This is a genomic window from Lutibacter litoralis, assembly GCF_014646675.1.
Taxonomy (GTDB): domain Bacteria; phylum Bacteroidota; class Bacteroidia; order Flavobacteriales; family Flavobacteriaceae; genus Lutibacter; species Lutibacter litoralis.
Genome location: NZ_BMNS01000002.1, coordinates 123,442 through 137,246, shown reverse-complemented (window position 1 = coordinate 137,246; position 13,805 = coordinate 123,442). Strand labels below are relative to the sequence as shown.

Genomic DNA, 13,805 nt, shown 5'->3' with positions numbered 1-13,805 from the left:
TGAGAAACTAGCTTATGCTTTCCCAAATAATTAAAAAGCTATGAAGGAAAAGGTGACTGCTTGCAAAGCATTTGGCCCATACTACCTTCTTTTATATCACAAAAATTAAAAAGAAATTATTGCTTTAAATGAGTTTAAAATCCATTGCCCCAGGACAAAGAATTACCACAAGAGGAGAAGACTTCTTAATAACCAACATAGTCACAAATAAGGATGGCAGTCAATTATTAGACTCCGAAGGCATCAGCGAATTGGTAAAAGGAAAACGTTTTTGTTTCGATACTAGCATAGACACTGACATTAAAGCTGTAGATCCTATCAACACAAAGTTCATTGCTGATACTGATAACGGGTACCGAAAAAGTAAATTATATATAGAAACGCACATTCGTAATTCTACCATCTATTCAGATAAAATTACCATAGCTACAAAAGCAGCATTCAACACTTCCGAATTTCAATTAACGCCAACATTAAAAGCGTTACAATTACCAAGACCTCGACTGTTAATAGCAGATGGTGTTGGATTGGGTAAAACAATTGAAGCAGGAATTTTCTTGGCCGAAATGATAAAACGTGGCAAAGGAAAACGAATAATGGTGTTGGCACTTAAATCAATTTTAGGACAGTTTCAACAGGAATTATGGAATCGATTTGCAATTCCGTTGGTTCGTTTAGACAGTGAGGGAATTGCCAGAATTAAAACACAATTACCAGCAAATAAAAATCCGTTCGATTATTACGACAAAACAATTGTTTCAATTGACACTTTAAAAAACAATGCAAAATTCAGGCATTATATAGAAAAATCAAATTGGGATATCATTGTGATAGACGAATGTCATACGGTAGCTAATGCGCAAAGTCAACGAGGAGATTTAGCGCAATTCTTAGCAAAAAAATGTGAATCGTTAATTTTGACTTCGGCTACGCCGCACAACGGACGAAAAGAAAGTTTTGCGAACCTCATAAATATGATTGAGCCCACAGCAATTCCAAAAAGTGGAGATTATACAAAAGAAGATGTAGAACCTTATTATGTGCGTAGATTCAAAAATGACATTGAAGATGCCACCGTAAGAGAAAATTTTCAAGATCGAGAAATTGTACGGTTACAAACTGAATTATCTCCCGAGGAAGTCGACTTTTTAAGTTTTCAGCAAGAATTAAAAATTCAAGCATTAAGTGCTTTAAAAAGAGGTAAATCTAAAGATGATGTATTATTTTCTATAATGATATTCAAAGCATTTATGTCTTCTCCAATGGCGGCTTTAAGCTCTATTGAAAACAGGTTAGAAAAAGTAAAAGGACTATCAAGTAACTCAAATAAATATGAAGACAGCTTAGATATTTTAAAAGAGCATCAATCTTTATTAAAAAATATTTTAGATAAAAAAGCAGACAGTAAATACAAAAAGTTCAAAACAACTTTAATGGAATTGGGTTGGTCTGGGAAAAAGAAAGACGAACGATTCGTAGTGTTTTCTGAACGTATAGCAACACTAAAATACTTGGAAGAAAACCTCATCAAAGATTTTGGCTTAAGTCCAGAATCCATAAAATCATTCAGTGGTAGCGATAGTGACGTTGAACAACAAGCTATTATTGAAGATTTCGGAAAGGCAGATAGTAATGTAAGAATACTGCTTTGTTCTGATGCTGGTTCTCAGGGAGTAAACTTGCATTTTTACTGTAACCGAATGATCAATTACGACATTCCTTGGTCGTTAATTACCTTGGAACAACGTAACGGACGAATTGATAGATACGGTCAAAAGAAAACGCCTTACATCTATTATTTAATTGCCCACACCAATCAGGAAGCTATTAAAACAGATTTACACATCATCAATAAGCTAACTATAAAAGAAGAAGAAGTTTATAAAACATTGGGTGATGCAGGTTCGGTAATGCATTTACACGATTCTTATGAAGAAGAGAAAAAAACAATCAATGCACTTGAAAACAGTGATGAAGATTTCTTAGAAAAAATTGAGGAATTCGATTACTTAGCGGCTTTAAATACTGCTGCGGTAATAACCAACAGTCCTTTTGAAGAGCAAACCACTATTTACAACAACGACTTTGAATATTACAAACAACTGCTAAGTCAATTGGAAAGTGCTAATTTATTAAAGAACTCCGATTATGAAATTAATGAAGTGGACACCTATTTAGAATTAGCGAACACCAAAGAACTCAACAACATTCTGTATGATATGCCTCCAGAGGCAAAACCAAAAGTGAATGAATTGTTTAAATTAACAATGGACAAAGATCTAGTGCAAGAGGCCATTGAGAATGCAAGAAAAAAGAAAGGTGATTGGGCCGAATTTCAAATCTTGTACGATTTACATCCAGCCATTAAATATTACATGACCAAGTTGGAAGCTAGTGTACCTAAAGAACAGGCTCTAGCTGTGAAGCTTACTACAAAATTACCAAAAAATACAGCTTGGTACGTATTACACGGTCAAGTTTCAAACAACTTAGGACAGCCAGTTATTTCAGATTTCTTTGTAGTAGGTTATAATGGGAGTGAAATTATTGAAAGTCTTCCTATTGCCAATTTCATTGAAAAATTTGAGCTAAATAAACAGCTGTTCAACGAAAATATGAGTCCTGAAGAGTTGGAAGCATTACACGAAGATTTGCCCAATATAATTTCTTACGCGACTAATACCCATATGAGTAAACGTCAAAAAGTATTGAGCGCTAAAATGTTTGATAAGGCGGTTGAATACGAAGAAAAATTACAGAAATGGGAAGCAGCTTCTATAAAACAAGTAGAACTCAACTTTAAAGAAATGGAGGAAACAGCTGCAGTAAAAAGAAGAAGAGAAAATCAAACAGCAGAAATTGAAAGCATTGTAAGCGAGTCAAGTCAATATTTCAAAAACTTGTTAGTTTTAAACAACGAAGCATATATTAAAGTAATGGCAGTATTTTTTAACAACTAAGAGATGATAAAATTTATAAACAACATAGGTGATTTCTTCTCTTCAAATTATTTTGATGAAGATTTTGTAAAAAAGGTACACGATAAATCTGGCTATAGTTTTGATGATCAAAAAGGATTGCAACAACGTATCACTCCATTAAAAAATAAGTACTACAATTACAAACAAGAAATTATTGAAGGTCGCCTACGTACTAGAGATAAAATCAACAAAACGCACCACTTTCATACATTGTTATTAAATGCGCTCGGCTACGATGGTGAAAATAACAATTACAAAGATCCATTTTATTTTAGTGATACAGAAGTATTACCCGTTCGGCATAAATTATTCAGAGGTGAAAAATTGCATATGCTCATTATGGAAATGCAACCCCTCATTAAGGACAGTGATGAAGAACCAGATGGTTTGTTTGAGCAGCGATACAATATTGAAGAAGAGGAATTCGAATCCAAAGAACAACGCTACCATCGTTCACAATGGAAAGATATATTCCAGGTGGCAGACGACTTAAAAATTTCTCCAGTAATCATCAACAAAGCAATCTCAGAGCTGTGTTTGCTAGAACAAAAAGAACGTCCACAATATATTATGCTATTGGCGGGTAATACGGTGTTTTTAATTGAAGTTGAAAAATGGTTTAGAGGTTCTTATTTGCAATTTGATATTGAAGAATTGTTTTCTGAAGGAACCATCAATAAAAAGTATTATTCCTTATTCTATTTACTGCTTTCTAAAGAAATGTTGGCGCCCGACAGTGATATGGTGCTAATGGATCAATTGGAAGAAGACAGCCATAAAAGTGCCTACGAAGTAACCAAAGATCTTAAAGAAGGAATCATTCACGCAGTAGAAGCCTTGGCAAATGAAGCGCTTTATTATAAAAAGTCAATTTTAAACGAAGAATTTGATGAAACCGATGATACTTTTGAACGTGACGTAAAAGACGATTGTTTAAGCATTGTATACCGTTTGTTATTTGTGTTTTATGCAGAATCCAGAGGTGATTTAGACATTCTTCCAATTTCAGATAAAGTCTACCAAAAAGGCTATTCCTTGGAAATGCTGAGAGATTTGGAGCAAACCCAATTAATTACCGACCATAGCAGAAACGGTTATTTCTTCCACGAATCCTTGCACAAACTATTTCAGTTAATGAGTTCTGGGTATCGCGAAGGTGAAAATGGAGCAAACAAAAGTTTTAGAATACGCCACATTGATTCTCCTTTATTTGATGATGAAAAATTACACCAACTAAAAGACATACAATTCCGAAACTTTGTATGGCAAGATGTAATTTGTCAATTATCATTATCACGCAAACAAAAAGGAAAAGCACGTGGACGTATTTCCTATGCCAATTTGGGTATTAACCAATTAGGGAGTGTATATGAAAGCTTACTTGCTTATCGTGGTTTTTATGCTGAGGTTGATTATATAGAAGTACATCCAAAAAACAAACCAAAAGAAGGCACACTCTTAGTACAACGTTCACGAAGAGACGATTTTCATACCGACGAAGTATTAAAAGATGAGCAAGGCAAGGAAGTAGTCATTCCAAAAGGACAATTTGTGTACCGCTTAAGTGGGCGCGATCGTCAAAAATCGGCATCCTATTATACGCCAGAAGTGTTAACGCAATGCACCGTAAAATACACCCTAAAATCTATTTTAGAAAAAGTAGAAAGTGGGGAAATGAAAGCTTTGGAATTGCTAGATTTGAAATTATTAGAACCTGCAATGGGTGCTGCTGCTTTTCACAACGAGCTCATCAACCAATTAGCAGAAGCCTATTTAAATTATCGCCAAAAAGAGAAGAAAGAAAAAATATCGCCTGAAAAATACCGAGACCAACTTCAAAAAGTAAAAGCATACATAGCTACCAACAATGCCTATGGAGTCGATTTAAACCCAACGGCCATTGAGTTAGGTAAACTATCCTTATGGCTCAACGTAATCCATAAAGATATGGAAACACCGTTTTTTGGCTACCGTTTAGGTGTTGGGAATGCCGTAGTAGGCGCTTGGTTAAAAGCATATAAAAAGAAAGACATAATAGTCGAGTTTCCTAAAAAAGGAACCACAGCACAACGCAACAAGCCAATTAAAAAAGAATGGTGGGACAAAGCGCCTAAACATTTACAATTCAAATTAAATGATGACCTTCAGCGAAAAGAAGATGAAATCTATCACTTCTTGTTACCTGATAAAAATATGGTGCCCTCGGCAAGCATCAAATTGTTAAAAAATGAGTTTGACGATGAAGCAAAACGAGTAAGCACTTGGCGAAGCGATTTTTGTATGCCAATTACAGGGGGTGAATACAGCAGACTACAAAAAATATCGAAAGCCATTGATGTATTATTAGACGAGCATTATAAGTTCCAAGCTTCTATAAATGCACAAACTAAGCTTAAAGGAAACTTTTTTGGCGCTTATGAAGATGAGGAACAAGGGCAATTAGGCTTGCGTAGTTACGACGAAAAAGAACAATTAGCAGCACAACGTAACAACACCAACGCACCCTATTACAAACTAAAACTAATAATGGACTACTGGTGTAGCTTATGGTTTTGGGATATGCGCGAAGCGGTTGAACTACCAACACGCCAACAATGGTACGATGATTTAGAAAAAATTATAAACATAGACCTCAATCTGTTTGAAAAAGAAGAGAAAATAGAAAAAACAGGTTTTGAACCAGCAGCAGAACAAGTAAGTTTATTTGAAGAACCAAGCCAACAATTAAACTTAAAAAATTATAGAAAAGACAAATCACTTACCCTTAAAAAACTTGGAGAAGCGCTACAAGCAAACCCAGATTCGTTATTTAAAAACAAGCGTAGTGAAATAGTTAACAAACTAGCAAATCAATACAAATTTTTTCATAACCAATTAGAGTTTATTGAAGTGTTTAAAGAACGTGGTGGTTTTGATGTGGCTGTAGGGAATCCTCCTTGGTTAAAACTTCAATTTGAAGAAAAAAGCTTGATGAGTGAAGTATATCCTGAGTTGGAAATTCGTAAGGTTTCAGCTTCTGAAGTTAGAAAATTACAAAAATCATTTTTAGAATTTCCACTTCAAAAAAACAATTATTTTGACGAATATATTGAAGCAGAATCATCAGCTGGCTTTATGAATTCACATCAAAATTATCCTTTGAAAAAAGGGCAATCACAAGCTTCAAATTTATACAAAGGAATACTTGAGAACACTTTTCTTATAATTTCACCTATTGGATATATTGGTTTAGTGCATCCTGAAAGTGTATTTGATGATCCTAAAGGAGGTGTTTTAAGAAAAGAAATCTTTCAAAGATTAAAATATCATTTTCAATTTAAAAATGAATTAGTATTATTTGCTGAAGTTCATCATGAAACGATTTATGGAATCCAAATTTATTCTGGCACAAAAGGAGAAGTTGATTTTATTTCAATTAATAATTTGTTTCATCCATCAACTATTGATGGATGTTTTATACATAAAGGACAAGGATTACCGGGAGGTTTTAAAATAAAAGATAATCAAGACGGCAAGATGATTTGGAACACAAATCCTCATAAAGACCGCATCATTAGGTTTAAAAATGAAGAATTAAGAATAATTGCTAAAACATTTGAAAATACAAATGACTGGGATAGTGTTAAATTAGTTTCTATACACACTTCTCAAATAGTTAGTGTATTAAAAAAGTTAAGTTTATTTGAAGGTAAACTTGAAAACCATTCATATTACATAACTGATGGTTGGAGAGAAACGGACGCAATTAATGCTGGTTACATCACAAGAGAAACAAAATGGGCAATTATTGACAATTATGAACTCATTGTTAGTGGACCGCATTTCTTTGTTGGTAATCCTCTTTATAAAAACCCTTATGAAAATTGTAAGTTGAATTCTGATTATGATAACATAGATCTTATGTCTATTGATTCAAATTTTGTTCAGAGAACTGTTTTTCTGCCTAAAATGGACAACAATAAATTCTCTAAAAAATTTATTTGGAAAAAAGGTGATAAGTCTATTTATTGGATTAATGAATTTAAACTAGCCTTTAGTAAAATGCTATCTATTTCTGGCGAACGTACTCTTCAACCAGCTCTTCTAGCTCCAAAAGTTTCTCATAACAGTGGAGTGATTTCTGTTATATTAGAAAATGAAACAAAATTGATTGAACTCATGGCACTTTGCTCTTCATTAGTGTTAGATTTCTATATAAAGACTTTAGGAAGAGGGAATCTTTATGAAAGTTCTATAAAAATGCTTTTAATTGGAATAAATTCAAATTATATAAAAAAATTATTTGGAAGAGTTTTGATGCTTAATTGTTTAAATGATTCTTATATCGATTTTTGGGAACGTAATTTTCAAGAAGCCTTTAAACAAGATACTTGGAGCAAACCAGATACACGCTTAAAGCCTTTTAGTACTTTAACCCAAGAATGGCAATGGGAAACACCCTTACGCAATTGGTTTGAGCGCAGACAAGCATTGGTAGAGATAGATGTTATTACCGCAATGGCATTAGGTTTAACCTTAGAAGAGTTAATACTTATTTACAATGTCCAGTTTCCAGTATTGCAACAGAATGAAGATGATACTTGGTACGATACTACGGGTAATATTGTATTTACCTGCTCTAAAGGGTTAACAGGAGTTGGTGTAGACCGCCCAGTTTGGGAAACCATAAAAGATTTAAAAACCGGAGAAACGTACTTGCATACCATAGAAAAAAGTGAACTATACAAAGGCAAACAAATAACCTACCACGCTCCTTATGATAAATGCGACCGTGTAGAAGATTATAAAACCGCTTGGGCACATTTTGAGAAGGTGTTTAAGGAAAAAGAATAAACCAAAACCAGTCAGTTCGAGTGTCCCAATTTTTTCAGTTGGGATGTATCGAGAACAAAGTGCTTTGATAAGATAAATTAAAAAAAATATGGAAAGAAAAATATTTGAAGTTAAATATGGAGGTAGTTATAAACAACCTGAGCATCTGAAAGATTTAGTAAAGCTTTTTATTGATTTTGAAAACAAATTTAAGTTTGTTGAAAAAATTAAAGTCACAATAGATGAAATAATAATTTCTGACACTAAATATATAAATAAAGATAGTTTTGAAATTTTAGATGATGGAAAGAGAATTACTTGCCAATTTTACGGAAATAGATACCGAGGTCCTAAACCTAAATATAAACTTAATGATGCTCCCAATCTCTTCTCACATATAAAAAGTAAACTTGAAGTATTCCTAAAAGACGATTTAGAGAGGTTTGAGGAATTAAACACGAATCAAGAGGAAGAATAATTGAGATTGATATGAGTAAAAAGCCAAATAAAATAAGAGCGACAGCTAATGCGACAGATGGTGTTGGAATGCAAAGGTATGCAACCTACAAAGCTGCAATTAGCAGAATTTCAGAATCAATTAAAAAAGGCTTTTATTTAGAAGCTATTACATTATGCGAGAGTCTTATAGCTGACAGACTTGAAAGTAGGTTGAAATATTTAACCGATAGTGATGTATACTCTTTTAAAACATTAGGAAAATTGCAAGAAGGTATTGGAATTCACGAAACTAATAAATCTTTAATTGATTTGGTTAAGTTTAAAACAGGAACGTTAGATAAATGGCGTGATTCTAGGAATAAAGTATTACACGCAATGGCTAAAATTGAAAACGGAGATTCACGAGAATGGGAAGATAAAATGGAAGAATGCAAACGAATTGCATTGGCTGGTGAAGAATTAAGAAAAGAGATTTTTAAAATTATAGATAAATTGAAAAGGTAAATAAACAATGAAAAATTACATCATCAACCCCAATACTCAAAACTTAATTAAGGAAACAATAGCGACCGAATCTTTTGTAGAAGCCATTGCTCTTTGTGAAAGTTTTATAGCCTCAAAACTAAAAATGTTGTTAAGAGGTCAAACAAATAGCGATCGCTATTTAGATAAGGATATAATAAGTACTTGTAGGGCCATCAATAGATATTCTTGGGATAAAAGAATAACGCCATTTGTAAATGAAGAAGTTATAACTTGGTGGAACAGGCGTAATATATTATTCCATTATCAAGATGATTTTTTATACACACCGAAACAAAGAATTGAAGAATTAAAAAAATTGGCAATTAGAGGTGAAATGGTTGTTGAGCATTTGGTTTTTATTCTTCAAAATTATAAAGAACCTGGATATATTAATGTAACAATATAATTTAATGAGATAATAATTAAGAGTAAATTGAAAATATGCTAGAAGAAGAAATGACATTAGAAAAAGAAGTTACGGATCTTATAAACAAGAACATTGAAACGTACAAGATAAACCCCAGCAGAATCATTTCTGATTTTAGAGGAGAAAAACAAACAACTGACGATTATAGGGGGCGTCAATTATTAGAATTATTACAAAATGCGGATGATGCCAAAACTTCAGAAATTGGAATATTCCTTGATACTGAAAATAACAAGTTAAGTGTTGCTAATAATGGAGAACCTTTTGATTTAAAAGGAATAGAATCTCTATTACTCGCTAATTTTAGTCCAAAAAATAAAAAAGAGTTTATAGGGAATAAAGGACTTGGTTTTCGTTCTATTTTAAACTGGACTACAGAAATTAATGTAAAAACAAAAGAGTTTGTATTAACCTTCTCTCCTGATTTAGCAAAAGAAAATTTTGAAAAATTTATTCCTAATTATCTTGAAAGAACTAACCTAATCCAAGAAAATAAAAAATACCTAAATAAAGGAGAAGTTCCAATGGCTATATTGGCATTGCCAAAATACAGGAATGGAAATTTAAATCAGGAATGGGATACAATTATTGAATTAACCTATGACAAAGAAATTGAAGGTGAAATTATAGAACAATTAAAAACAATTTCGCCAAGGATTTTATTATTTCTGAACCACACCAACCAAATTGAAATTTCTGGCGCGGGTGATCTAGATACGCTTATTACAAGAAGTTTTATTAAAGAAGATAAAACTGAAATTGAAATTAATGAAAAACAATGGCATATTGAAGACTCAGGAGAAATAGCCTATCCCGATGATGATGAAAAATTTTACCAATATAAAATTGCTTGGCAAGATGATTTAAGTGATGAGGATTCAAAATTCTTTACGTATTTCCCTACGGAAGTAAATACTCAATTACCTTACTTAATTCACGCAACATTTGAGTTAAATCAATCTAGAAATGATTTATTAAAAGGAGATGAAAATCAATTTCTACTACTAGAAATAGCAGAGACAATTGGAAATATTGCACTTACTAAAATTAGAAATGAAGAAAAGAGTGATTGGCAGGCATTTCAGTTTCTAGAGCCCTTATATTCAAATAGCAATCCCAAATTGAATACATTCTTCGAAAAACTTTTAGCGCTGCAAAATGAGATGGAAATATTCCCTTGCGTTGATGGAAGTTATTGCATATTAGAGAATGCTGTATTTTATGGAGATGAATTTTCTAACTGGGTAATTCGAAATAATGTAGGAATGTTCTTTCCAAATTTAATGAAGCCATTAGAAAGTAATGAAATTTCGGGGCATTATTATAAAGTGTACACAGCCAAGTATTGGCTAGAAATTATAAAAGCTTTAGATGCTAATATCAATATAAATGAAAGAGCCTTATTAATAAAACATTTAACAGATTCAAAATTTAACGAGATTCACAAATCTGATGTGAAATTACCATTACTGATTGATAATTTTGATAAAGTTATACCTGAAAACGAACAGGCTTTTATGTTATCAAAGGAGGATATTGAACAATATAATATTCCAAAATATGTTGATATCTCTTTTATGTCTGGAGAGTTATATGAAGAATTAACTGCTGTATTGGAAAATGAAATACAACTTAAACGCATAGAAAAAGAACATCAATCGCGACCTTTAAAAAGGATAATTTCTCAAATAGTTAATATTGGGTCAAACGATATTACGGATGTAATAAGAAATATTATAACAACTTCAGAAAAACAAATTAAAGAAGTTAAAGGAAATGAACAAACCAATATTATTGAAGGCTTGGTTAATTCATTATTCTCTATCTACAAGGTAAATCCTGACAGAAGAAATAGTATAAATTTAAATATTCCATTGCTCTCAAAAGATCTTGAAATTTGCAATGCCAAAGACTTATATTTAGGAGAAGATTTTGAATTTGGAAAATCTACCTCAATAATTTTTGAAGGTATCTTTTCTAACAACGATTATATAATCGGAAATGATTTTTGGGGTTTAGAAGAGGATGGTATTGGTTATTTAGAAAACTTTTTTATCTGGCTAGGCGTCAATAGAATTACTAGAAAGAATCAGGTTAGGAATTATTTGGATAGATATGAAGAAAATCAATTCACAAAATTTGTATTTAACAATACGCATTGGCCAGAAAATAAATCACATAAAGAATATCAAGTTACTGAGATTTTAAATTTCAACAGTCTTGTTGAAAATACTCAATTTTCAATTGAGATTTTAATAGCTTGGATACTAAAGGATCCCGATTTACTAAGGCAATTAAATTTCGAAAATGATGACAATTTCAGTTATAAGTACAATACAAAAACTACACCTATAAACTACAAACCATCCTATATTTATTATCAAATAAAAGAATTATACCTCAACAAAATTAATAAGCAATTTATTGTTGATTCAGAATTCCCTAAAGAACTTGGATACGATGCTATTGATTTTGAACATAGAGTATTTAAAAAACTAGGTATACTAGAAAGCGATATTATTACAATATTAAACCAACTTCAAATTAGTTTAACGTTTAATGATTTAGGCGTTGAAGATGTTTTTCAAATTATAAAAGACTTGCCAGAAACAGATCTAGAGGGAAAATATGCTCGAAAAGTTTATAATTTGGCTTTTAAATATTTTAAAACAAAGGAAGATGTTGATTTTAGTATGATTGATAAAGAATATAAGTTATTAGCAAAAAATAAAAATATAAAAGAATATAAAAATATAAATAAGGTTTATTACAGTGATAATTCTACATTACCGTCTAAAATTTCTGAAGAATTTTGGATGTTTGATTTTCCAAAAAGAGCTGGTGAAAGTCAAATTTCTAAATATTTTGGAGTCAAAACATTTAAAGATGTTCAACTGAAAATTAAAGAAGAAACAATTGTTCAAAGCAACGTTTTTTCGGAATTTGAAGCTTGGTTTAATAAAACTAAACCTTTTATATTAGCATATCGATTAAGTTCAATAAAAAATTCTATAGAAAAATCACAAGCACACGATTTAAAATATAATAAAATTAATATAGTTTCATCTTTGATGTATGAAATTGAAAATGGAGAAGAAAAACAATTACTACCTGGTGAATTTTTACCCCAACCAAATGATAAAGGGTATTATTTATGTGTTGAACAAAATAGCACATTAGAGAACTTAAAAGACACTCCATCAGTTTGTGAGGCTTTTGCCGAAATTTTATGTATGATTTTTAAAGTGAATGATCATAAAGATGATTATAGAGCCATTTTTAAGGATAGGAAAAGCTTAAGAGATTCCAAATACTTAATAGATGTAAAATCGTTAATTGAATCTTTTTCATTAGCACAAGAGTTATTAGGAATTTCCAGTAGTGAAATTGATTTTTGGAGAAAGATATATCAATTTTGGGATGTTGATTTTCCCGAGAATCTGAGTGATTCAACTGAATTATCAAACAAAATAGCTACAGATTTAGGCTTTGAGGTTTCAAAAAAGTATCTCAATATCGATTTTGAAAATTTAGATTCTATTGAAGGTGTTGATTTTTTAAAGGATATTACTGAGCATTTTAAAATTCCGCTAACTGAAGTTTTTGCTCCATTATCTAATGGAGCAATCAATTATCACAAAAGCAATTTTGAGACTACAATTAGAGATAACAAAAAATATTTTGATTCGTGCTTATGGGAGGAATTAAATGCAAATCCAAAAAAGCAAAAGAATCTTATTAATTTTCAGGAGAAATATGAAGATATCATTAACTCGAAAGAAATAGAGAATCTGTTATTTGAGCATAGATTTGAGCTGGAAGTAAATTATTTACAATTCTTAAAAGCAGAGGTAAAAAGAATTTTTGATATAGAGTTGTTAGAAGAACAAACCACCATAATCTTATTGCAGCCAGAAAATCAAGAAATTCTTAATGAAAACAAAATAGAAGAAGCTGAAATTGAAGACCCACAGATTAGAAGTTTACTATATTTTAAAGGGAATGTAGCTAAACTAAAATTAGCTTTGGAAGTTGAGAACCAAGAAAGTACCGATATTGAATTAGATGATAACCCTACTGAAAAAATAACTGGAGAAATCATTTATAGTAGCTCTTCTAAAATAGTTCCTAAGGCACCAACTAATAAAGGTGTTAAACGAGGCGGCTGGAATCATAGTGATAAAGATACAAAACGCAATAAAAAGGCAGGTAAAAAAGCAGAGGAGCGCGTATATAATTCTTTAATGGATAGTGAAGATGTTGTTGAGGTCGAATGGGTATCAAGTTTTTCAAATACTTCTGATAAATCAGACAACAAACATTATGATATAAGATATAAACCTGTTAATAGCGCTAGTTGGAAATATCTAGAAGTAAAATCATTTAACGGCTCATATTTTCATTTAAGCCAGTCAGAAAAGGAAGAAGGAATAAAAAGAGGGAAAGATTTCGAAATAGCATTAGTGCTGGATGATAAAATACACATACTTGAAGATTATTTTAAAGAGGATATTGATTTTGAGAATAATAAATTCTTTTATGCAACTCCTGCAGATTATATAATTACATTGAAATTAAAAAAAGAAAATGAATAAAAAAAT

Annotated in this window: 6 protein-coding genes; all 6 read left to right on the top strand. The window is 31.5% G+C overall.

The window, feature by feature from the left end; all coding sequences use genetic code 11:
* The first annotated feature begins 128 nt into the window (after nucleotides 1-128).
* The 6 genes from IEW75_RS03380 to IEW75_RS03355 all read left to right on the top strand — a co-directional run bounded on the left by IEW75_RS03380 (nucleotide 129) and on the right by IEW75_RS03355 (nucleotide 13,799).
* A complete protein-coding gene (locus IEW75_RS03380) occupies nucleotides 129-2,960 on the top strand; it encodes a helicase-related protein (protein WP_134247492.1) in 2,832 nt (943 codons plus the stop codon).
* A 3-nt stretch (nucleotides 2,961-2,963) separates the two neighbouring features.
* Nucleotides 2,964-7,814 (top strand): Eco57I restriction-modification methylase domain-containing protein, encoded by a 4,851-nt coding sequence (locus tag IEW75_RS03375; protein WP_134247493.1) that lies wholly within the window; start codon nucleotides 2,964-2,966, stop codon nucleotides 7,812-7,814.
* An 88-nt stretch (nucleotides 7,815-7,902) separates the two neighbouring features.
* Nucleotides 7,903-8,271 (top strand): hypothetical protein, encoded by a 369-nt coding sequence (locus IEW75_RS03370; RefSeq protein WP_134247494.1) that lies wholly within the window; start codon nucleotides 7,903-7,905, stop codon nucleotides 8,269-8,271.
* An 11-nt stretch (nucleotides 8,272-8,282) separates the two neighbouring features.
* Nucleotides 8,283-8,756, top strand: a complete 474-nt coding sequence (locus IEW75_RS03365) for a hypothetical protein (protein WP_134247495.1) — start codon at nucleotides 8,283-8,285, stop codon at nucleotides 8,754-8,756.
* Nucleotides 8,757-8,763: 7 nt separating this feature from the next.
* Nucleotides 8,764-9,183, top strand: a complete 420-nt coding sequence (locus tag IEW75_RS03360; RefSeq protein ID WP_134247496.1) for a hypothetical protein — start codon at nucleotides 8,764-8,766, stop codon at nucleotides 9,181-9,183.
* A 35-nt stretch (nucleotides 9,184-9,218) separates the two neighbouring features.
* Entirely contained in the window at nucleotides 9,219-13,799 is a 4,581-nt protein-coding gene (locus tag IEW75_RS03355) for an ATP-binding protein (protein ID WP_134247497.1), read from the top strand.
* The last annotated feature ends 6 nt before the right edge of the window (nucleotides 13,800-13,805 follow it).

What these genes read in the sequence shown, in the direction of transcription:
- IEW75_RS03380 (WP_134247492.1), top strand. Translation starts at nt 129, where the DNA reads ATGAGTTTAAAATCCATTGCCCCAGGACAAAGAATTACCACAAGAGGA.
- IEW75_RS03375 (WP_134247493.1), top strand. Translation starts at nt 2,964, where the DNA reads ATGATAAAATTTATAAACAACATAGGTGATTTCTTCTCTTCAAATTAT.
- IEW75_RS03370 (WP_134247494.1), top strand. Translation starts at nt 7,903, where the DNA reads ATGGAAAGAAAAATATTTGAAGTTAAATATGGAGGTAGTTATAAACAA.
- IEW75_RS03365 (WP_134247495.1), top strand. Translation starts at nt 8,283, where the DNA reads ATGAGTAAAAAGCCAAATAAAATAAGAGCGACAGCTAATGCGACAGAT.
- IEW75_RS03360 (WP_134247496.1), top strand. Translation starts at nt 8,764, where the DNA reads ATGAAAAATTACATCATCAACCCCAATACTCAAAACTTAATTAAGGAA.
- IEW75_RS03355 (WP_134247497.1), top strand. Translation starts at nt 9,219, where the DNA reads ATGCTAGAAGAAGAAATGACATTAGAAAAAGAAGTTACGGATCTTATA.